Annotated in this window: 20 protein-coding genes, 5 pseudogenes and 1 riboswitch; of the genes and pseudogenes, 9 read left to right on the forward strand and 16 right to left on the reverse strand. The window is 37.2% G+C overall.

The window, feature by feature from the left end; all coding sequences use genetic code 11:
• Positions 1 to 31: 31 nt before the first annotated feature.
• From RRU92_RS01255 to RRU92_RS01275, 5 genes and pseudogenes are all read left to right on the forward strand, one after another.
• Positions 32 to 220: pseudogene (locus tag RRU92_RS01255) on the forward strand (hypothetical protein); the annotation flags it as partial.
• Positions 221 to 631: 411 nt separating this feature from the next.
• Positions 632 to 1,980 (forward strand): IS3 family transposase gene (locus RRU92_RS01260; RefSeq protein WP_315639819.1). Its coding sequence is split into 2 segments (ribosomal slippage): positions 632 to 1,082 and positions 1,082 to 1,980, totalling 1,350 coding nucleotides; the frame shifts between segments, so codons are not numbered across the junction.
• 156 nt (positions 1,981 to 2,136) lie between these two features.
• On the forward strand, positions 2,137 to 4,611 hold the full coding sequence (locus RRU92_RS01265) for a hypothetical protein (protein ID WP_315640068.1): 2,475 nt from the start codon (positions 2,137 to 2,139) through the stop codon (positions 4,609 to 4,611).
• A 203-nt stretch (positions 4,612 to 4,814) separates the two neighbouring features.
• Positions 4,815 to 4,958 (forward strand): annotated as a pseudogene (locus RRU92_RS01270) (DNA cytosine methyltransferase); the annotation flags it as partial.
• A 164-nt stretch (positions 4,959 to 5,122) separates the two neighbouring features.
• Positions 5,123 to 5,230, forward strand: a pseudogene (locus RRU92_RS01275) (cell filamentation protein Fic); the annotation flags it as partial.
• 2 nt (positions 5,231 to 5,232) lie between these two features.
• On the opposite strand, the pseudogene RRU92_RS01280 reads toward RRU92_RS01275, so the two are convergent.
• The 3 genes and pseudogenes from RRU92_RS01280 to RRU92_RS01290 form a co-directional block, all read right to left on the reverse strand.
• Positions 5,233 to 5,425: pseudogene (locus RRU92_RS01280) on the reverse strand (group II intron reverse transcriptase/maturase); the annotation flags it as partial.
• Positions 5,426 to 5,769: 344 nt separating this feature from the next.
• Entirely contained in the window at positions 5,770 to 6,456 is a 687-nt protein-coding gene (locus RRU92_RS01285) for a YoaK family protein (RefSeq protein WP_315640069.1), read from the reverse strand.
• Between the two features lie 212 nt (positions 6,457 to 6,668).
• Entirely contained in the window at positions 6,669 to 7,361 is a 693-nt protein-coding gene (locus tag RRU92_RS01290; RefSeq protein WP_315640070.1) for a hypothetical protein, read from the reverse strand.
• Between the two features lie 281 nt (positions 7,362 to 7,642).
• Between RRU92_RS01290 and RRU92_RS01295 the strand changes: the two genes are divergently transcribed.
• The gene (locus tag RRU92_RS01295) at positions 7,643 to 7,873 is read left to right on the forward strand and encodes a hypothetical protein (RefSeq protein WP_315640071.1); all 231 of its coding nucleotides are present in this window, start codon (positions 7,643 to 7,645) and stop codon (positions 7,871 to 7,873) included.
• A 222-nt stretch (positions 7,874 to 8,095) separates the two neighbouring features.
• On the opposite strand, the gene RRU92_RS01300 is transcribed toward RRU92_RS01295, so the two are convergent.
• The 5 genes from RRU92_RS01300 to RRU92_RS01320 all read right to left on the reverse strand — a co-directional run bounded on the left by RRU92_RS01300 (position 8,096) and on the right by RRU92_RS01320 (position 13,862).
• Positions 8,096 to 8,869, reverse strand: coding sequence for an NUDIX hydrolase (locus RRU92_RS01300; RefSeq protein ID WP_315640072.1), 774 nt, complete (start codon positions 8,867 to 8,869; stop codon positions 8,096 to 8,098).
• 1 nt (position 8,870) lies between these two features.
• Entirely contained in the window at positions 8,871 to 9,647 is a 777-nt protein-coding gene (pnuC, locus tag RRU92_RS01305) for a nicotinamide riboside transporter PnuC (protein ID WP_315640073.1), read from the reverse strand.
• Between the two features lie 9 nt (positions 9,648 to 9,656).
• Positions 9,657 to 10,715, reverse strand: a complete 1,059-nt coding sequence (locus tag RRU92_RS01310; protein WP_315640074.1) for an AAA family ATPase — start codon at positions 10,713 to 10,715, stop codon at positions 9,657 to 9,659.
• Between the two features lie 249 nt (positions 10,716 to 10,964).
• Positions 10,965 to 13,397, reverse strand: coding sequence for an ATP-dependent Clp protease ATP-binding subunit (locus tag RRU92_RS01315; RefSeq protein ID WP_315640077.1), 2,433 nt, complete (start codon positions 13,395 to 13,397; stop codon positions 10,965 to 10,967).
• Between the two features lie 6 nt (positions 13,398 to 13,403).
• A complete protein-coding gene (locus RRU92_RS01320) occupies positions 13,404 to 13,862 on the reverse strand; it encodes a CtsR family transcriptional regulator (RefSeq protein ID WP_315640078.1) in 459 nt (152 codons plus the stop codon).
• 466 nt (positions 13,863 to 14,328) lie between these two features.
• On the opposite strand from RRU92_RS01320, the gene RRU92_RS01325 reads away from it, so the two are divergent.
• Both RRU92_RS01325 and RRU92_RS01330 read left to right on the forward strand, forming a co-directional pair.
• The gene (locus RRU92_RS01325) at positions 14,329 to 14,538 is read left to right on the forward strand and encodes a CPCC family cysteine-rich protein (RefSeq protein WP_001044018.1); all 210 of its coding nucleotides are present in this window, start codon (positions 14,329 to 14,331) and stop codon (positions 14,536 to 14,538) included.
• Positions 14,539 to 14,572: 34 nt separating this feature from the next.
• Positions 14,573 to 14,773, forward strand: a complete 201-nt coding sequence (locus tag RRU92_RS01330; RefSeq protein WP_315640079.1) for a hypothetical protein — start codon at positions 14,573 to 14,575, stop codon at positions 14,771 to 14,773.
• Positions 14,774 to 15,055: 282 nt separating this feature from the next.
• On the opposite strand, the gene RRU92_RS01335 is transcribed toward RRU92_RS01330, so the two are convergent.
• From RRU92_RS01335 to cls, 8 genes are all read right to left on the reverse strand, one after another.
• The gene (locus RRU92_RS01335) at positions 15,056 to 15,358 is read right to left on the reverse strand and encodes a hypothetical protein (protein ID WP_315640081.1); all 303 of its coding nucleotides are present in this window, start codon (positions 15,356 to 15,358) and stop codon (positions 15,056 to 15,058) included.
• 27 nt (positions 15,359 to 15,385) lie between these two features.
• A complete protein-coding gene (locus RRU92_RS01340; protein WP_315640082.1) occupies positions 15,386 to 15,625 on the reverse strand; it encodes a hypothetical protein in 240 nt (79 codons plus the stop codon).
• A gap of 36 nt (positions 15,626 to 15,661) precedes the next feature.
• Positions 15,662 to 15,874 (reverse strand): hypothetical protein, encoded by a 213-nt coding sequence (locus RRU92_RS01345; protein ID WP_315640083.1) that lies wholly within the window; start codon positions 15,872 to 15,874, stop codon positions 15,662 to 15,664.
• A 349-nt stretch (positions 15,875 to 16,223) separates the two neighbouring features.
• Entirely contained in the window at positions 16,224 to 16,952 is a 729-nt protein-coding gene (locus RRU92_RS01350; RefSeq protein ID WP_315640085.1) for an ABC transporter ATP-binding protein, read from the reverse strand.
• On the reverse strand, positions 16,952 to 17,959 hold the full coding sequence (locus RRU92_RS01355; protein ID WP_315640087.1) for an ABC transporter substrate-binding protein: 1,008 nt from the start codon (positions 17,957 to 17,959) through the stop codon (positions 16,952 to 16,954). The genes RRU92_RS01350 and RRU92_RS01355 overlap by 1 nt, the downstream gene beginning before the upstream one ends.
• Positions 17,960 to 17,996: 37 nt before the next feature.
• Positions 17,997 to 18,755, reverse strand: coding sequence for an ABC transporter permease (locus RRU92_RS01360; protein WP_315640089.1), 759 nt, complete (start codon positions 18,753 to 18,755; stop codon positions 17,997 to 17,999).
• Positions 18,718 to 19,008, reverse strand: a complete 291-nt coding sequence (locus RRU92_RS01365; RefSeq protein ID WP_315640091.1) for an MTH1187 family thiamine-binding protein — start codon at positions 19,006 to 19,008, stop codon at positions 18,718 to 18,720. Before RRU92_RS01365 ends, RRU92_RS01360 begins: the two co-directional genes overlap by 38 nt.
• A gap of 75 nt (positions 19,009 to 19,083) precedes the next feature.
• Positions 19,084 to 19,186: riboswitch (TPP riboswitch) on the reverse strand.
• A gap of 108 nt (positions 19,187 to 19,294) precedes the next feature.
• On the reverse strand, positions 19,295 to 20,827 hold the full coding sequence (gene cls, locus RRU92_RS01370; protein ID WP_315640092.1) for a cardiolipin synthase: 1,533 nt from the start codon (positions 20,825 to 20,827) through the stop codon (positions 19,295 to 19,297).
• Between the two features lie 520 nt (positions 20,828 to 21,347).
• Between cls and RRU92_RS01375 the strand changes: the two are divergent.
• Positions 21,348 to 22,412, forward strand: a pseudogene (locus RRU92_RS01375) (IS110 family transposase); the annotation flags it as partial.
• Positions 22,413 to 22,433 lie beyond the last annotated feature (21 nt).

Here is a 22,433-nt window from a genome sequence, read left to right on the forward strand (position 1 = left end):
TCAAAAATGTGGAATTATAGATATACCTCAGTTAGCAGATTTCCTCAATGTTAAAGGTGAACTGGCCCGTCTCGATAAGAAACTACTCTCTAACGAACGCTTCGTAGCTAATGCCAAACCAGAAGTCGTCCAAGAAGAACGCGACAAACAAGCCGACTACCAAGCTAAATACGACGCGACCGTAGCACGTATTGATGAAATGAAGAAGTTGGTGAGATAAACATAGAAACACGGTGATAAGCCGTGTTTTTTTGGTATAATATCTATAATTACAGTTGACATGCTGTTTCAAAAATGAAAAGGATTATCTTATGTTTTTTTATTTAATTCTATTACTATTCATTTCCATATTATGTTCATCTATAATATATTTTATTCCTTACCACATAATAAAATATTTTCAAAAAAGGAAAGCTATTGTAATAAATAATATTAACAGACTTTTAAATGGCGGAATTGGACAGTTTCCTAGAACAAATTTTGAAAAAATATTATTGAAATATAATGGATTTTCTAATAAGTTAAATGATATATATAATTTATATTTCAAGAAAAATCTGCATCACATAATCAAACTGAACTGCACCCCAAAAGTTAGACATAAAAATCTAACTTTTGGGGTATTTTTATTATGAAATTAACTTATGATGATAAAGTTCAAATCTATGAACTTAGAAAACAAGGATATAGCTTAGAGAAGCTTTCAAATAAATTTGGGATAAACAATTCTAATATTAGGTACATGATTAAATTGATTGATCGTTACGGAATAGAATTCGTCAAAAAAGGAAAAAATCGTTACTATTCTCCTGATTTAAAACAAGAAATGATTAATAAAGTCTTACATGAAGGCTGGACTAAAGATAGAGTTTCACTTGAATACGGCCTCCCAAGTCGTACGATACTTCTTAATTGGCTAGCACAATACAAGAAAAACGGGTATACTATTGTTGAGAAAACAAGAGGGAGAATACCTAAAATGGGACATAAGCTAAAAACGAGACCTGAAGAGAGGACAGAATTAGAACGTCTTCAAGCAGAAAATGAGTACCTGAGAGCGGAGAATGCCATCCTAAAAAAGTTGAGAGAACTCCGATTGAAGGAGGAAAAAGAGAAAGAAGAAAGACAGAAATTGTTCAAGAATTAATGACTGAGTTTTCGTTAGATATTCTTCTAAAAGCCATTAAACTAGCTCGTTCGACCTACTACTATCACTTGAAACAGCTAGACAAACCAGATAAGGACCAAGAGCTTAAAGCTGAAATTCAATCCATTTTTATCGAACATAAGGGAAATTATGGTTATCGTCGGATTCATTTAGAACTAAGAAATCGTGGTTATCTGGTAAATCATAAAAGAGTTCAACGCTTGATGAAAGTACTCAATTTACAAGCTAAAATGCGACAGAAACGAAAATATTCTTCTCATAAAGGAGACGTTGGTAAGAAAGCAGATAACCTTATTCAACGCCAATTTGAAGCAGCCAAACCAATGGAAAAGTGCTATACGGATGTGACTGAGTTTGCCATTCCAAATAGCACGCAGAAATTGTATTTATCGCCTGTTTTAGATGGCTTTAATAGCGAAATTATTGCTTTTAATCTTTCTTGTTCGCCTAATTTAGAACAAGTACAAACAATGTTGGAACAGGCATTCACAGAGAAGCACTACGAGAATACGATTCTCCATAGCGATCAAGGTTGGCAATACCAACACGATTCTTATCATCGGTTCCTAGAGAGTAAGGGAATTCGAGCATCTATGTCACGTAAGGGCAACAGCCCAGACAACGGCATGATGGAATCTTTCTTTGGCATTCTTAAGACTGAAATGTTTTATGGTTATGAGAATACGTTTCAGTCACTTGAGCACTTGGAACAAGCTATTGTAGACTATATTGATTACTACAACAACAAACGAATTAAGGTAAAACTAAAAGGACTTAGTCCTGTACAATACAGAACTAAATCCTTTGCTTAAATTAATTGTCTAACTTTTTGGGATCAGTACAAACTGAGCGTTATTTTTTATTATATTTCATCTGTTTTGATTCAGAAAATATTTCATGTAAAATTTTTAAATCTATCCTTACTATCATTTCTTGACATTTCTTCTTTTGTTGTTGGTGTTTTGGGAATGTATGGCATTTATATTGGGTTTTTACAGTATACTACAGAGAATAATGAACGAGGGAAGTATCTTGGAAAAAATAAAACAAGCTATGTGTTGAAAGATTTTTTCTGGTATCGTTTTAGTCAAAGTAAAGCGTTTATACTTTCATTGCTAGTTCTTACAATAGTCCCAAATATTATAAAGTTATCACTTCTAACTAATGAAGTGAATCTATATCTAATTTATCTATGGCAAAGTTCACTACTTTTGTTATTAATTGCTTTTGTATTTCTTCTAAAAATGAGTTTATTTTTGATTAGTATTATATCGAGAATAAATTCTGGAGTAGACTATGATTTACAAAGTATAATAAGAGAAAGAATACAAGAGGAATATATTCAAAAGTTTTGGATAGAATTTCAAAAAGAATTATATATCAAAAAAATTGATAAAATAGATAGAGAACATACTTTAGTTGAATGTTTATTTTATAAATTAAGTTTTTTTAGAAATCATCGATTTATGAGGAAACAATTACTTTGTGATGATTTAGAACCTAGATTCCTATATAATTGGCTAAAGTATGATACAAGGAATTTATCAGAATTTGAAAAGAAAGAATTTATAGAGTTAGTATTTATAGGAATACAAAAAGATGTTTATCAAAAAATAGGTGATAAAAACAAGCAGATAATAAAAAATCTTGAGGAATTTCATAGATTTTATAGATTGTTTGTGGAAATGAAATGGAGATTATTTGTCTCAGATGATGAAATGTATAGAATTACTAGAAAGAAGCCATCTAATATAGATATAATGCTTCCCTTTAAATCATGGTATATTTTATTGAATCATGATATCAAAATATTTAATGAATTGTTCAAAACCTTTGACAACGAACTGATATATAATTACTATGTGAAACAAATTAAACGACAGCTTTTAGGATTTACTTTTGGAAGAAAAAATTCTTTGAAGTTTTCAGATGAAACTGTAGAGAATTTTCTATGGAAACTGATTTTTAGACATCCTCAGCTTGATATGCAAAGAGTATATGACGGGTTAATTATATCAACAAAAAAAATAATAGATAGTAATAATCTGTATAAAATATCTGTTAAGAAAAATGGAAATTCTAGGGTATTAAAATTATTAAATTTTCAATATGCCAGATTGAAAGAAAATCGAATTAAGGATAATATAAGAAGTTCTGAAAGATTCAGAAATTTTAAGTTTTATGAGGAAGAATTTGAATATTTTAAATGGTCTCAGCTTTGGAAGCAAAAGAACTTATTTCAAAATAATGTTAATTATAATACAAACATTTTTAAGGGTTCAGAACGAACGCTTAATGAGTATTCAAAAGTGTTATTTGAGTCTTTAGAATATTCTTATGAGCAGTTTAATCAATACCAAAAAAACTGTATATTAAGTATGAATAATGAATACAGTCTTGCTTTTATGTTATATCAATTGTTATATACCGATTATACAGAATGGGATGATAACATTGAATTTTATGATGCTGAGATTAAAAAATTAATGAGTTGCGATGAAGAACAACAAAATTACCTTTTCTATCAAGCTAAAGAGATAATCTTAAGAACAAATATTAGTGATCGTATTACAGATGAAATTTTAGATAAATTATGGACAAAACGAAATGAAAAAATAACAGATTTTTATTGGTTTAATCAGTTTGGTAGAAGTCATCAAATGTCAGAACTTAAAATTGTATATGTTCAATGGTTATTGTCAGGTAAAACATTTTCATTCTCAAGCAGATTTAACTTTATATATGATTCATTCAGCTTTGGTAAAGTGGTAACAAGAGCGAAGAACAGTAAAAAATGTATAAAAGTCTCTGTTAATAAATTACATTGGAAACGTGTTAGAAATAAAGAGAAAATGGATAACTTCTGTAGAGAATATTTCCTTCTTACTGATAAGTTAGATTCAATTCTCACAAATGATTTTTATTCCTACAAGCAAAATGATATACAATTATCAATTGAATATCTTTTGAAGACCAATAAAGTTAACATATCAAATGTAATAGAAGATCTATCCGTATCAAGTTTATTACGTCTAGAGCGGATATTAAGCTATAGGGGCTACCGTTATAATCGATATTTCAGCTATACTAGTAGAACAATTTTTGATGCTGTAACTTCTAATAGTCCATTTTATTGGTCCGGTGGGAAAGGAATATTAGAATTTTATATCCTCAAAACTATTGATAGTTTTTATCAAGATTTATATTTGGATAGTCAATTTATAGATGGCCTTAAAAGAAAAATGATTTCTACTTTGAATACTCAAAATATGATGATTGATGAGTATGTTGAAGTAATCTCCAAAAAAGTTTCAATCGTAGACAGTGTTTCTAAGTTTCAAAAAGAAGAAATTATTCGTAAATTAAATGATTTGTTATACAATACTGAAACAAAGAGTAATCAGAGTAAGTTAGCTCATAAGAAAATATACAGATATAGGTAGCGGTGCTAAATACCTCTTTTTAATTTATATAACAGACCGATGAATATACCTCACTGGAAAAGGAAAAATATAAATCAACAGTAATTAGGTTTAATATAAATTTCAATATTTGATTAGGTTAGATCTTTTTGCGTGAAAATTATAAGTAAATGAACTTTTAATGTTATACTAGAAAAGTCATTATTTTAGAAAGCAGGTAAGACATAACAAATTCTGTAAGTTCGAACCGACCTGAGAAGTACAACATTTCAGCTTTCTTCTCAGGTGTTGGGGGAATTGAGTTGGGATTTGAACAGACCAACGAGTTCAGAGTGGTGTATACCAATGAATTTGATAAGTATGAGCGCTAGAATTATTCGTTTAATCAAACCATTCATCTAAAGGACATTCCAGATGAGTGCATGGGATGTTGGGTATAACTTATTGTGAATGCTTTTTATAATTTAAAACAGTTCCTACTAAATTTCACCCTTTACCGATGACTCAGAAAAAGAATTGAAAGGAACTCTTTATGCAACCAACTTACAACATTGACCATCCAAACTTGTCTTATGAAGCTAAGCGTGATTTATGGCAGATCGGTTTTGGTCTACAGAAGGTTGATAATCTAGTGCCATCAGATAACGTTTTATTACGCTGACCGTCAATGATAACACCTGAATGAAGATACTTACGAACCGAGGATTCCGTATCTCCGTCTTCAATCATGTTATGTAGTAGGGACGTCAATCTATCTTGAGGAACTGTATCGAAAAATTTCCCTAGGTCTATATCCATTTAGGTACTCTACGAACTTCATGATGACTTTTTCACACAAACCTTAGTCCGAATTCAATTACTCTCGTGATTCACATATATAGATTAGGCCTGCCTATTTGGACTTTAGAGTTTGCAACCCCTTATCCACTCCACTATACATGCCTTGTGTTCGTAGCGCCACGGTTTAGCCATCCCTTCCTCTGATGATTCTTTTTTCAAGTGTCAGACTTAAAACGCTCTATCACCAGATCGTTTTAATCAGCTACCTCACGATAGTCAGGCTTGGGAATCGCTATTGAGTTACCGATATCGGAGAGCCCACGGAGGACTTTCACCTCAGATGTACGACATGGCCATCATACCAAAAACGGCAAATCTCAATTTGAGAGATTTGCCGTTTTATATATTTTCATCTTGCAAATCTAGCTGCTTCACTCTAACAATATAGTATGCTATAATCAAAAACAAATTGAAGCTGACAATCCAGATAGACCATTCATGGAGAAAATGCATAGATACAGCCAAGCTAATAGCGCCCACGACGAAACTGCCTACAACAATGCCATAGTTCAAGGCTTGCCGACGATATTCTTGAACATCTCCTTCTCCTCTAACGATGCGATACAAAGCAGTCAACATCTTTCTATAATTTCCAGACGTCATAAAAATGACATAGGGATGATCTTCAATCAAACTACCCGTAAATGTTAGCATCATCATGCCTGTTCCAAAAGCAATAAAAGGAACTTCTAATAGAGGAAAGCGGGAAAAGAAGGGAAGAACAAGGGTCCCGATAAATAAGGGAAGTAGCATCTTAATTCGCCAATAGGCTGTTTTGCGATATTCTTTCATGTGTAAGGCAAAAAGAAAGCCTAGGGAAAAGAATATAATCGAGCAGAATCTCAACATAGTATTGATGACATGTGAATCGTGCCAATCTGATATCAGTAGGAGAATGTTCCCTGTCTGTGTCGCCACCAAACTATGGTACTGGATATGACAGAACACATCCAAAGAACCACCGATAAAGCCAAGGAACACTCCCATGAGTCGTGTGTTTTGAGGTAAAATTAATTTATCTGGCATTGATTCATCACTCGTTTCCCTTTGATTTTTTCATTATACCACTTTCTCTGAAAGAAACTAAGTGAAAAACGGTCAGTTCAGGTAGATATGATTACATATACTCCTAAGTTCATCTCATCTCTGAAGTTCATTTATGACGTCTTATCAACTTCAAATGCTGTAGGTACTCATCAACTGAACTATTTTTAAACAAATTATTTCAGTACTGAAGACTATGGCTGAATCAAAGCAACGCTAGATACAGTTCCATCTGCGCCTGTTGTAATTTGGATGATTTTTCCACCACCAATTTTGGCATTATATTTACCATCATCAAGGGTATAGGCATAGCCTTGGATAGAGTAGTTTTCTTTCTTACCATCACTAGATTCTACTGTAAATTGACCACCTGATGAAACAGTGATAGTCTCGCCATTAGCCCCCTTCCAGTTGCCAGCTGCAGCAGAGAAATCTCCATCAACCATGGTTAGAACACCCTTGTAACGTTTGTTGTGTTCTGCTTGCTTATCTTGAAGTTTGCGATCAGTAGTTGGATCATAAGCTGATTGGCTTGTCTGTGCTTGAGAGCCTTGCTGATTTGAGGGAGTTTGCGAAGATGCCTGTTGGTTAGAAACTTCTTGCCCCTGTCTTGTTTCTGGCGCTGGTGTTGCTTGCGATTGATTAGCAGTAGTTGCTGACTGGTCAGAAGATGATGATTTAGCTTTTTCTGTTGAAGCTGAACTTGATGACTTCTGAGTCTTGTTCTCTTTACTTGAAGAACTTGCCTTAGAACTAGAAGATGCTTGTGTTGTCTTGCTAGAACTATCGCTTGCAGTATTCTCTTTCTTATTACCACAAGCTCCCAATAGCAGGGTTGAAGCGAGTACAGTTGCGGCCATCAATTTGATAGAAGTTTTATTTTTCATTTTATGCTCCTTTTGTAACATTTTTGAAATGTTTGGAAATATGTTTGTAACATTATTGTAATATTTGTTTTGAAATTTGTCAACTACTTATCTAAAATTTTTTAGAATTATTTTTTAGTACATTTATTTCCTTATCCCTCCTATATCTTTTATTCGTAAAGAATTTAAAAAAACAGGAAAATTTTTCCTATGAGAATACTATATTTTATACGTGTAATCGCTTGCATTTTTTTCCTGAAGGGCTATAATAAAATTGAAATAGATATTGGAGGTGTAGACTTATGTTAAGCAAATATTACAAGTATCTTCCTTGGGTGATTTTAGATGCTTTCGTTTCTTATGGGGCAGCTACTCATTACGCTCAAACAACATTTGATTTGTTCTACCTAACTGCCATTTTCATGATTGTCTATGTAGCTTTATTGTATTTACACGAAACCTATTTAAAATATAAATACAAAGATTTATTCATTCGAATCATGAGTAATTCAAAGACAGATAAACATCCTTAATTAGTAAAGTAGTCAAATAGCATCAAAAAAGAGGTCGGGAAAAAATCCCGACCTCACTTTTTTATGACTAATAAGTCTTTGACACGATGGCTGAATTGACTTTTGATACAAACTTTATTTTCTCTATTCTCAAGTTCAACAAGCCATCAGGTTTATTGAAATTTCTCAGGACTGAGACTAGGAAATCGAGACTTGATCTATCGATTTCTGTCCCAAAGCTTTTTATTTCAATCGATAGGTTTTTCTTGGTTTCTTTTTAGGCACTCGTTTGAGCCCAACTTCTTCTACATACTCACCGTATTTTACGAGAAAGTTATTGCTGACGATTGGTCGTCCTGGGTTGATGAGATTGACCAATTCGGTCCCTTCATAGACAGTGAACTCCTCCTCTAGCAGATAGAGGAAGGTCGGATTCCAGTCAAGACGCCCTTGGATTCGTTTGATGGATTCTTGGATAATGGCATAATGGTCAAAGGCGAAGTCTTGCTCCCCCAGCTCTAGTCCATCTAGGAAGCACTTGCCCGTCTGAAAATTGACATCGACAAAAACCACATCCTTTGCATCATCTCCAGCTTGAACGAGATCAAGTGCGCGGCTAGGTAGATACACCAAATGGGCGATAGTAACCGTCCAGCCCCGCGGATCACGACCTGGAGTAGATACTGTCATCAACTGTTCGATTTTTTCTAAAGGAAGGTCGAGGTTGACCTCCTCTCTTACTTCACGCTGACAAGCATGCCTTGCATCTTCGCTCTTATCCATAAAACCACCGACCAAAGCCAAACAGTTCTGATAAGGATGGGCCTTACGGCGGATTAGTATGAGTTTGATTTTGCCTTCCACAAAGCAATAAGCTACCATATCCACCGTCACGCTCGGTTTTTCATACTGAGGAAGATCCTGTTTGCAGTACCAGTCTAAAAATTCCTTCTCAGTCGCATGAACCTCAAAATATTCTCTTTCTGTCATTCCAGCTGGGATTATCGTTTCAGTCATCTTATCTCTCCTTGACAGCCTTAGTCCATTGGTACCAACCGACTAAACTATTGATGGTGTAAACCCAGTACATTCCTTGGATATGGATGTTTTCACCCCACCAGAGGTAGATACTAAAGAGATTGGTTGCAATCCAGAAAATCCATTGCTCACGGTAAAGACGTGTCATCAAGAGCTGACCAACACCATTTGTCGCATCGGTAACACTGTCACGGAAAGGACGAGCACTGCTGATACTTTGGTAGGCTAATCCCATGCCAATCCAGATGATAGCAGTCAAGGCCAAGTACTTGAGCCAATCAATCAGACCGAGTTTCTTAGCTTCAAAGTGAGACTCCTCTGGTCTTCCTTGTTCATTGATCCGATTAGACAACCAAGTATAGAGACCAATAGGCTGCATGACAAAGAAATAAACTGTTGTCAAAACTTCACCGTAGAAAGTCGCATTCATAGCTAGGACCAAATAGATTGCAGAGTTAATAGCACCAAAAAGATAGTTGCTAGCCCGACCTTCAGCTACCAATATAACGCAGACAATCCCTGTCCAAGAGGCCAAGAGACCAATCCAGTCATGACTTTCTGTGTTTTGTGTAAACTCCAGAATAAGAGGAACACTTGATAAAGCAATCAAATAGAGCCACTGGAAAAGACTACGGCCCACAAAGAGGTCTTTCCAAAGCAAACGCATAACTCCTGCAAAACCAATTTTACGAGCTTCTGCGTGAACATTTTTAAAGTTTTCAATAAATCGTGTGATTTTTTCAGTTATTTTTTTCATTTTCTTCTCCTAATCTGCTTGGTAAATGGCATCAATAGCCACTTTTGCTGCTTCATAATTTTCTAGATAATCATCAGCTAGATAAACATGAGGAATATTGCCTAGATATTGCTCCCTCATCATATCCAAATGCTGAGAAAAACTGTGACGGATATGGTCTTCTGCCATGGTCATGTCGCGAAAACCATCATTGACATAAGAGCCAACAGGTTGCACAAAGAGGATTAAATCCCACTTTTCCTTGGCTAAGATGGAAACAAAGAGACTATCAAAGGTCTCTACGGACAAGTCCTCCTGCTCTTCGCTTTCCATGTAGTAATCGTAGTAGCCCTTGGTTACCAAAGAGTTTGTATCTGCAAGGACCAGGCCTCGATTGGCATTGCTATCGATTAACTTGGAAGTTTGGTCATATTGCCCCAAAAGAAGGTAATAATAATCTTTGGGGATAAGCTCATCATCTCGGACATTATTTTTTATCTGATACTCACGAGCATATTCCAGACTGACTGGCGCATCATAGAAGCGAGCTAAATCCTTGGCTAGAGTTGTTTTCCCATTACTCGCACTTCCCATAATCAACACTTTTTTCGTAAACTGACGGCGGAAAGGTTGAGCGATGTATTTCCAATATTTGCTTGGATTTTCTCGAATCATAGTAGCCGAAATTCCAAATTTTCTTTCCTGTAGGACAGTCTCGAAACCACGTTCTGACAATTCTTGTTGATATTCGGACTCTCCTACAAAAAAGATGAGTTCCTGACCAGTCTGGTCATAGGAAATGGCCTGCAACATCTGATCCAACCACTCCTGCCAGCCCATTGGATAGCGTGGAATATTGGTTTCGTCAAGTTTACAAACAGAGGTCAACTCATCATCTCGAAATGCTTCACGAATATAGCGAAACCTCTTTTGTAGTGTAAGTCCAATCTGTTCACCACGATCTCCCTTATAACCTGAAACTACCACCCATACAGCATCGCATTGTCGTTTTGCTCTTTGGATTAAATCAATATGCCCCTGATGCAAGGGAGCAAAGGTTCCAAAAACCACTGCTATCTGTTTTTTCATGTCTTTTCAACCTTTTTATAACTTTTTATATTTTATATTATACTTTACCTTTCTGTATTTGTCAACACTTTTTTATTATTTTTTATAAAAACATTGCTGTATGATAAGAATTTTTTACGTAGCATACAAAACTTGATTAGGAAAAATCCCTTTTGGAAATCCTTAAACTAATTGCACAATTCAAATGCTTATTTGAGTAACAACTTCCCAAAAAAAGAGGCTGAAACAATCTGTTCCAACCTCACAATTTTAAACAATCTCAAATTTTAATTGACCAGCTTTGACACCAATCTTCAGAGTCTTACCAGCTTCCAATTCACCTTTAAGGAGAAGTTCTGCAAGTTTGTCTTCTACTTCCGTTTGCAAAGTTCTGCGTAGTGGACGAGCCCCCATCTCTGGATCATAGCCTTGCTGAGCTAGAAGTTTAAGGGCAGATGCTTGGAGTTTCAAGTCAATTCCTTTTTCTGCTAAGCTTGCAATCAATGGTTTGACCATAATCTTAACTACTTCTTGCATATCTTGACTTGACAAGCTATGGAAGACCACCTTCTCATCAATACGGTTGATAAACTCTGGACGATAAGCCTTTTTCAACTCCTCAAACATCCGTTTTTCCATATTTTCTTGGTCAAAACGAATGTCCTTAGCTCCAAAGCCGACTGTCTTGTCGTCACGAAGAGCTGTCGCACCAAGGTTTGATGTCATGATGATGATGGTATTGGAGAAGTCAACCTTGCGACCCTTACTGTCTGTCAAGACACCATCATCCAAGACCTGCAAGAGAACATTAAAGATGTCTGGATGAGCCTTTTCTACCTCGTCAAAGAGAAGTACTGAGTACGGTTTGTTACGAACCTTCTCGGTCAACTCTCCACCTTCTTCGTAACCTACATAACCTGGAGGAGCCCCATTGAGACGACTGGCCGCGAATTTCTCCATGTATTCACTCATGTCAAAGCGGATAAGAGCAGATTCATCATCAAAGAGAACTTCCGCCAAGGCCTTGGCCAACTCGGTCTTACCAACACCTGTTGGTCCTAGGAACATAAAGGATCCAATTGGACGTTTGTTATTGCGAATACCCGATTGATTTCGGCGAATGGCACGACTGATGCTAGACACCGCTTGTTCCTGTCCGATAACACGTTTATGCAGTTCAGCTTCAAGGTTGAGATACTTCTTGGCATCCGTTTGGGTTAATTTTTGCACAGGAATACCTGACAAGCGACTCAAGGTGGTCAAAATGTCTGATTCTGTCACCAAATCTTTATAGACTGGAACTTCCTGCTCTTTTGCAATGAGTTGAGCAGCTTGCTTCCATTTACCATCCATCAAGGCCTTATCAGCTGGTGTTAAACCTGACTCATCTTGTTTAGCGTGTTTCGATTTATTTTGCACTGTTGCAGCTGCTTCGTCCAATAGATCAATGGCTGAGTCTGGCAAATGACGACTCGTCAAATAACGATGTGCCATTTTGACAGCTGTTTCTACTGCATCGTCTGTAATTTGGACATGGTGGTGTTTCTCGTAAGTTGCTTTCAAGCCCTGCAAAATAGCCATACTATCTGCTAAACTCGGCTCCTCAATCATCACTTTTGCAAAGCGACGAGAAAGGGCTGCGTCTTTTTCGATGTGCTTTTGATACTCTTCCTGAGTGGTCGCACCGACAGTTCTCAGAGTTCCACGTGCCAAGGCAGGTTTCAAGATATTGGCTGCATCCAAGGTCGAATCAATCCCACTTCCTGATCCCATAATGGTATGAAGCTCATCGATAAAGAGAATGACCTTGCCATCTTCCTCAATATCTTTGATGATATTGTTCATACGTTCTTCAAAGTCACCACGGAAACGAGTTCCCGCAACCACATTCATCAAATCAAGTTCTAGGACACGCATCTTAGCCATTTCATCAGGTACATCCCCGTTGGCAATACGTTGCGCAAGACCAAGTGCTAGAGCTGTTTTACCGACACCTGCATCTCCAACTAAGACCGGATTATTTTTTGTCTTACGGCTCAAGATTTGAATCATACGAGAGATTTCTTGGTCGCGCCCGATGACTGGTTCCAATTTACCCGAACGAGCTTGCTCCGTAAGATCATGCGTATAATCTTCCAAACCTCCACTTGGTGTCTGAGGCATCCCCATCATATTAGCCATGGAATTTTGCTTATCCGCTACCGTACGATGACGCTGGCGAAGGGCCTTCAAATCTTCTCTAGTCCAACCAGCACGCGCTTCAAGACTTCGACGAAGTCCAGCAATCTTGACCTGATCCTTCTGATCTTCGTAAGAAAATCCCGCTTTTTCTAAAATGCGAGTAGCTAAGGCATTGCCATCATGTAAGATAGCATAAAGAAGGTGCTCTGTTCCCAATACCTTGGCATGTACGACAGATGCAACATGCTCTGCTTCCAACAACAATACCTTCAACCGGTGTGAAAAAGGAAGCTCCTGATAATGTTCCTGATCGCTATACTTTGTTTCAGTTAGCTCTACAGCAACTTCCTCCAGACGATCAATCTCATATGGAAATTCATTTAAAGTCGCCCCAGCTACACTGTAACCATGATTGGCCATAGCAATCAATAGATGCCATGACTCTAGGTATTCTGCCCCAAAATGACTGGCGACCAGAAAGGCACTTTCTATACATTCTCTCAATGCTTTTGAATATTTCATTTAGTTCTATTTTCCTTTTCTATCTACCTCTTGTAATAACTGACGGAGCATATTGGCACGGATAAGATTGGCATCATCGCCTAAAACTCGGTCTGTCGCCATTGCTAATAATAGATTCATCTCCTGACGAGTCACCAAATCCTGCTCAAACAAGAGTCTTAAAACATCTTCAAAGATAGCTAGGCTAACTTCTTCACCTACCGAATACAGTAGATCTCGAAGCATATCATGATGGTTAGAGAATTCAATTCGACCAATGCGAATATAACCGCCACCTCCTCGCTTACTTTCAACTAAATAACCTCTGCTTTCAGTAAATCGAGTCTTAATCACATAGTTGATCTGGCTAGGCACGACTTGAAAGGTATCCGCTAATTGGCTTCGTTGCAATTCAACCATACCCGACTGCTCCAAAATCGCCTTGATATAGGCCTCTATATGGTCTGATGTATTTTTAAATCTCATAGAACGCCACCTCTTTCTTTGAACCTTGACTATCTTTGACTATACTATCATTTAACACTCTATAAGTCAAATTTTTAGAGCTCAGCCCTTGAAAATACTGACTTTTTTAAAAAACACTTTGGCATTAAATAGCCTTAGTTTTTCTTGAAAGTTCCTAAAAAAGTCCACAAAAAAGAGCCCTAAAAAGGGCGTAATATTGACGAGTTCAGCAGGCAAGAAACTAGCACGGTCAAACGTGCTTTTTTAATACCTGGTAATATTATAGCATATCCAGAAAACTCTCTCAATCATTAGCAATAGCTCCAATGTTGAAGTATAATGATACTATAACTCTTGCAGAAGCTAAGAAAGCCTATCTCAGAAAAGTTTAGAAAGATAAGAGAATTTAATATAAAAATATTTAGTTCTAGCCAATTAATATTTCTGGTTTCACTATTTTAAAAACAATAATTAGGAGTAAATAATTATGAATAAGACTGGTAAAGAAAACTTAGTAATGATTAATGATGAAGAATACGTACATTGTCCAGTTTGCGGAACATTGACCGCTGTTTATGACATTTGTGATCATTGTAATTGGCAAAATACGGGGGAAACCAACATTGATGGAGGCCCAAACAAGATGACACTAGCAAAAGCTAAGGAAGCTTACGTTAAAGGGATTCCAATAATATAACAAACTATAGTACTACAGAATCAGGAAAATAAAAATGGAACTTAGAAAGTTTAACAATAAAGTTGTAACGATGACAGACGTTGATAACCAGACCTTTGAGGGAATTTGTCTTTTTGAAGATAAGGATACTTTTGATGAAGAGTATGATGCTTTATCTGTTAAAACAGGTTTACGATGGACGAGGTTATTTGAAAATGAAATTTTAAATGTTGAAATTATTAAAAAAATTAACTAACCTAAAAGTCCTTAGATTTTTTCCAAGGGCTGATTTATTTGCAAGGATAGCCAGGACTGTCGAGGCTCCTGCATTTCTCGACCCACTAACTAAATGGCGCGTTGGTGACAGATTCTCAACCTCTATCCTTCGTATCTTAATTATGTCACAGTATCCATCAAAAATAAATTATGAGGGAGGTGACTGAACATCAAAAATAATCTATATGTATCTAAGCATGTTTACTATTGTATATAATCTTTGTCGGTCATATCATTTAATTCTTACAAATAAATGTATAGTTTATGACTTTCTATCTGAGAAAAAATCTCTCCAAAATGGATTCTCGCTATTAAAAATTCTAACTTCTTCTTCAGTCATATTATGAGGATAATCAAGAAAAAGGTTATAAATTTTTTGCTGATCAAAGCTGAATAACAGCTCTCCTCTAACATCTATCTTATCAATCCACCAAACTTTTGACTCTTCACTATCTTTGTAAAAATCACTGTACCCTTCAAGATTAGACTCCGAAGTAATGAGTTCATCTGTTTCATCGGATGAGTCTGGTTTGTTATAGTCATGTAGTTCATTATTTAACATCATTTAATCACTTTTTGTTATCTCTTAAAATTACCACCAGGTAAATGATTTCTCGCTTGGTAATTCTCCTCTATCCCACATCTGCTTCACTGCTCCACGAGCCTTGTTTGCATAATAGGGTGCCCCAAGTTCTTTATCATAATTTGACTCGATAGCAACTGTAACTTCGCCAGTTTGCTCATCAATCTCAATCATACCTGGGTCACGGTTTTCAGGAATATACCAATATCCTAAAATACCAGAATTAAAAATTTTAATTAGTTTAAGCATTGCTTTTTTCCTATATTCTAAAGTCGCTCAAGTCATTTAGTACCACACAACTTGCCCTGGTTCTTTCAAGCCGCCGTCTTCACTTTTTAGATTTATAATACATTTTGACACATAATCAAAACCATATTTTGAGGGATCATTTCGCTTTAGCTCACGGGTAGAAGGATTAAATTTAAAAATCTCCCTTCTGCTCTCATCACCTTCAGGAAAAATCTCATAACGATTAAAACCATTCACAACTTCAATCAAATTAAATCTTACCTTTATTTTCTCTGGCCAATATCAATTATATTTTTATTTGCTGAAAAACTTCTTCATCCCATACATCCACTAAACTTTTTCCATCAAAAACTTTAGCTTCCATAGCTTCATCAATTGTATCAAACTGCCTACCTTCATAATCATAACCAACGACACAAATACTCGATAAAAAACAAGCACCTCGGCCATTAACATAAAATTCAAGATCTGTGTCTAAATTTCATCTTTTTTCATCACATCACAATACGTCAATTATATCACTTTTTATATATCAGAATTTCCATTTATAGACAAAAAAGAGCTGGCAAAGTATCAACCTCACCAACTCCCTATTTTTCTACTTATCTAAGCCTAATTCTGCCAAGATTTGACGTTTGTAGGCAATCTTTTGGACTTCCTTGTCTTCATCTTCAGACCAATCTAGTTTAATTTCTGAAACAATCTGCCCAGGACGATTTTTCAAGATATAGATGCGGTCACTGAGATTGAGGGCCTCCTCGATACTGTGAGTAATAATCAAGGTTGTTAGCTGCAACTGCTTGTGAATTTCAAGGTACCAGGCGTGGAGCTCCATCTTAGTCATCTCATCCAAGGCACTAAAGGCCTCGTCTAGAAGAAAGAGCTTGTGCCCGAAAAGGTAGGTACGAAGTAAAGCAACACGCTGACGCATCCCACCACTAAGTTCATGAGGGTACTTATCCCTTACAGCCGTCAACTGAAAGGTCGCAAGAATTTCATCTGCTTTGGCAATAGCTTCTGCCTTGTCCACCTTTTGAATTAAGAGGGGCAAGATGATATTTCCTAGCACCGTCTTGTGTTCCAAAAGCAAATCCTTTTGTAACATATAGCTCACGCGCCCCTTAGGATTTTCCTCTCCATCAAGAATGATTCGCCCTGACTGGACTTCTAAAATCCCAGCAATCAGGTTAAAGAGGGTGGTCTTTCCTACACCACTGGGCCCTAGGATAGAGACCACTTCACCTGAAGTTACCTGCAGGTTAATATCCTCTAAGATTTTTTCATCATCGTAGGCATAGCTTACGTGCTCTAGTCTAATTTCTGTCATTATTTTACAAATTCGTTGGTAAATCCTTTATCAGTCAAGTCTTCCTTGAGGATTCCATTTTCCTTATCCCATTTGTAGAAGGCATTCCAGCGGTCAGCATCAAATTGTCCCCATTTTTCCTTATCACTTGCGTATTCTTTTGACAAGTATTTCTGAGATTCGATGACAAAGTCACGTTTATCTTTGAGCTCAGGTGCATTCTTGATGAGGATATCTGCAGCTTCTTCTGGGTGCTCCATAGCGTATTGGTAGCCTTTTTTGATGGCTTGAATGACTTTACGTGCTTCTTCTTTGTTGTCTTTGAGATAGTCGTTGTTTGCAATGATAACCGGTGAGTAGTAGTCAAACTCCTTGACATAATCTTTCAAGTACATGAAGTTAGCGTCCACACCTTGAGATTTGGCGAGAATTCCATCCCAACCATAATAAATCCAAGCAGCATCAAAAATGCCATTGGCAATCGGTGTGATAGAGTTTGAGTCGTTGTTTGGTACTTTTTCAACCTTCTCAAAGTCTCCACCTTGAGATTCTACTAAGGTTTTCAGCATAGCAAGCTCAGTCGGGTCATTCCAGGTTCCGTATTTCTTGCCAACCAAGTCTTTTGGACTGTTGATATTGTCAGACTTACGAGAGATAATCCCTGATGTGTTGTGCTCAACGATAGCTGCAACTGCTGTAATACCTGCTCCTTTTTCCAATTTCTTAGCCATATAGTCTTGGAAGTACACTGCAAATGGCGCCTTACCATTGATAACCAAGTCAGAAGAGCTTTCTTCTGGTGGCAATTTCAAGTCCACGTCCACTCCAGCTTCCTTGAAATAACCTTTTTCTTTAGCTACATAAAGCCCTGTGTGGTTGGTATTGGGTGTCCAGTCTAGGATAAAGTCAATTTTTTTGAGTTCTGCTTCTTTGTTATTCTTAGAAGCTGTTCCTTGGCCACAAGCCACAAGCACGACAGCTACAAGGGCTGTTACAATCGTTAAAAACACTTTCCATGTTTTCTTCATTTTTATTTCCTCTTTTCTTTTTCCAAAACGCTCTATTTTAAGTACGTTTCCATTTAATCACATATTTTTCACTAATATCGACTAACTTCATACCAAGAAGGCTGATCAGCGATACCAGAATGATAATAGCGAACATAGTATCATACTGAAACAGTTTCTTGGACTGAATCATGTAAACACCTAGTCCTTCAAAGCCTCCCAACCACTCAGATACCACTGTTGTGATAAAGGCGTAGGAGACGCTAACCCTCAGACCTGCATAAAAGTAAGGCAGACTGACTGGAATTTTAAAATGCCACAGGATTTGCCAAGGCTTGGCCCGCATCAGACTAAACAAGGTCAGCATATCCTTGTCACAATGCCTAAAACCATCTAAAATACTGACGATGATAGGGAAGGTTGTCGTCAAGATAATCAAGACAATCTTGGGCAAAATTCCATAACCCAACCATAAAACTAGGATAGGGGCTATGGCAATGGTCGGTATGGTCTGGACAACCACCATCATGGGGTAAATCAAGTCATTGAGCCAACTCAGACTATCCATAAGGACGGCCATGATACAGGCAATCAAGACACCCAGCACCAAACCTAGTAAGGCTACTCTCAAGGTTGCCCAACTATGGTACCAAAGAAATTCTCTATCACGAACAAAAGACTGGAGGATTTCAAGTGGCGTCGGTAGGATAAACTTTGGTAAGAGTTTTAAGAATCCCGCCACCTGCCAAACGGATAAGACACCTAAAAATCCTAGCAGACTAATATGCCGTCTCATTATACTTTTCAAGTTTCTCATCGATGCTTAAAATCTCTCCTACATTTATTTTCACATTGGCAAAAACATTGTCTGCTCCTTGGCCCGCCACTTCTAACGCTTCTTTGAGAATGCGCATAAGCTCATCAAATTCTCCCTCTAAAACTGTTTCAAAGGGTGTCACCACCATGGTCACTTCTTGAGCTTGCAGATAATCAATGACCTTATCAATTACAGCTATGCGGTCAATCCTCTGTGACAGGGGCAGGACTTGTAAAGCAATGCTTGCTTTCATTCAAACCTCCTTTTAATTTACAGTTTTTCTTTATGAAAAAAGAAAAACCTCTTTCATATATGAAAAAGGTGCAAAATTAGGCCAAGTATCGTTCCCTACGCTGGCATTACCCAGATCAGGTGCGGTCGAAGTTTGACACTTCCTCTCAGACTGTACACAGACTCCCATATATTATATGGACATATGATAACGCAAAACAAACAAGATGTCAAGGAAACTGCTTACAGTAAAAAAGGCGGTTCTCCACCTCTTCCTCTAATCATCTATTCTCAATTAATTCTTCCACTTAAAGCATTGGCGCAAACAACTGGGTCACTTCCTTGATTAATGTTTGATACCAGGTAGGATTGATCGTCCCTGGGAATACTTCCTGCGATACTTCAAAAATCTCTTCAAAGTCCTTACGAATATCTGCAATCGATGGTGTTTCGTACAACAAAACCGCATTTTCATAGTGATGAACCAAGCTACGATAATCTAGATTTATGGTTCCAACAATCGCAAATCGATCATCAACAATCATTTGCTTACTATGGATAAAACCAGGAGTATACTCATAAATACGGACACCAGCAGACAAAAGATCAGGATAAGACCCTCTAGTTACTAACTGGATGAGCTTTTTATCTGGGATAAATGGAGTTATAATTCTCACATCTACACCTCGCATGGCTGCATTTTTTATATCCTCTGTCAAATCATAATCAATAATGAGATAAGGCGTGGTGATGTAGACAAAATCTTCCGCTTGATTAATCAGATTTTGATAGACGATTTTACCCACCTTCATCTGGTAGATTGGTTTTGGCCCACTACCATATGGAATACATAGACCGCCACCTGGTCGTGTCTGATTTTCCAAATGATACTGATCAAAATCACTGATTTCTCCACGGTTGATATACCAGTTCATGAGAAATAGTCTCGTAAAGGCCTGAGTCGCTGGACCATCGATCCGAATTCCACTATCCTTCCAGTGCCCAAAACGTTCAATCTGATTGATATATTCGTCTGCAAGATTAATCCCGCCAGTATAGGAAATCTGCCCATCAATGACTAATATTTTTCGGTGGTCACGGTTATTATAGGCCACCGTCATACGAGGAATCACCTTATTAAACTTATGAGCATCGATCCCTTTAGACCGCAAATGAACCGTATAATCTCCCGGCAAGGTCACCATACAACCAATATCGTCGTAGAGCATCTTGACCTCAACTCCCTGAGCTGCCTTTTCTTCCAGAATCTCAAGCATGCTATCCCACATTAATCCCTCTTCGACAATGTAGTATTCTAGAAAAATAAATTTTTCAGCCCTCTTCAAATCCTCCAGCATCTGCTGCCACATTTCCTCACCATTTGAAAAGAATTGTGAGTCTGTCTGATCATAAACTTCTGCATTACTGTCCATATGCAATAAGGCATTGATAATCCCGTAGGCAGATTTATCAGTTCCCTGTATATCTTGATGAAGACTATGTTCGCCCTTTTCATGAGATGCGATAGAACGAAGTTCCTGTAATTGTTTAAATTCCTTTTTTGATAACCGACGCTCACCAAACATGATATAAAGCAAGGGACCAAAAACAGGGACAAAAGTGACAATCAACCATGTCACCTTGCTTTCAGGAGACATAGAACGATTGACAATGGCTAAAACAGTTGCCACGCTGACCAGAAATACAAGAGCAACCCAAACAAGAGGAGCAATCTGGCTCATGTAAAGAATGACTGCAAAAACTACAAATAATTCTATCAGAATAATCGCAATGCTAAAACCATACTTGGACATCAATAGTCGAAATTTTCTAGTTCCCATAACTCCCTCTCAATTTCTAAATAAACTCCAAAGCAACTAGCTGAAAGCGCTTGTTACCTACTAGTATACTTAGTTTCATAAAACTTATCAAGCTTTTTCTGTAAAGGCCGATAGTTCAACCTATAAAATCAATAAAAAAAGTCTGCGACAAAATAATTCTCAGCCACAAGAAAGCTAGATATTCCCAGTTGTGGAACTCTAGTTTTTTATAGTGGCTCTATAATATTTGTAGTGGGTAAATCCCCTATAGATATTATGGAACCTATTTTTGTGTAGAAAACATACTAAGATTAGTAGTGAGAAAATCTCCGACGGGAGAGTACTCACTACTTTTTCTTTATGTTAAAGTAGAGGTGTCTTGTAAAGTCGTAGGGCTCTTTGGCGCTAGACGTCGCTTGATAAACTGGCAAGACACCTGTTTTAGGTGGAATTTGATCAAAGTATGTGGGACGCTAGACGTCGCGTATTGAAAATAAAATCACTAAAACACGGCATTATTCAAGACAAAAGAGGTAATATCATGCGCACAGTATTTGGGATTGATGTGAGTAAGGCAAGTTCTGAGGTGCCAATTTTAGTCAACGGTGAAAAGATTCATGGATACACTATGCTCAATGACGCCATTGGCTTCAATCGTCTTTTGAACGACTTGAAAACTGTTCATAACCCTGAAATTATATTTGAAGCTACTGGTGTCTATTCTCGGCGTCTTCGAGCCTTTCTTGAGGAATACGGCTACGCTTATACACAGCTGAATCCTCTGGAAGCTAAGAAGCAACTGGACAGTCTGCGAGTTCGTAAAACAGACAAAATTGACGCTGAAAAGTTGGCTCATTCTCAGTTTATACTCAATCGTAAACCAACTTATGCGCAGGAAGAAGTTTATCAACACCTGCGTGATTTAAGCCGTTTCTATCAAAATCTTACAGAAGACATTGTTAGAGCTAAAAACCGTCTACACAAGGTCTTACAAGTCACCTTTCCTGAATTGGAAAATCTCTTATCCACACCAACTGGAGAGCAATATGGGAATTTAGTGATGGCTTTTCCATGCAAAGAGTTTGTATTAAACCTATCTCAAAATAAATTGTGTAAGATTATCCGTCAATCTACCTCCAAACGAATCTCTGAAAAGCGTATTGCTTATCTGACTGATAAACTTATAAAACTCGCTAAACAATCTTTTTGTGCGGTCAAAAAAATCTCCCCAATGCTTGAAGAGGTTCGTTACTATGCTCAAGAATTGCTTCGTCTTTCTGAGCACAGACAGGTTGTCTTAGACGACATGGTAGCTCTAGCTCAGCCTTTACCAGAGTATGACATCTTACGATCGATTCCTGGCATCGCAGAAACCACAGCGACATCTATCATTGGCGAATTGGGAGATATTCGTCGCTTTCAGTCTACCAATCAAATCAACGCTTTTATTGGCATTGACCTGAGACACTATGAATCTGGGAACTTTCTCGCCAAGGAACACATTACTAAGCGAGGTAATCCCTATGCCAGAAAAATCTTGTTCAAGTGCATTCATAACATCGCTTCAGCTAGTCATACCAATCCCTGCCATATCGCCGATTTTTATGGCTCTATAATATTTGTAGTG

This window comes from Streptococcus sp. DTU_2020_1001019_1_SI_AUS_MUR_006 (assembly GCF_032340315.1).
Classification (GTDB): domain Bacteria; phylum Bacillota; class Bacilli; order Lactobacillales; family Streptococcaceae; genus Streptococcus.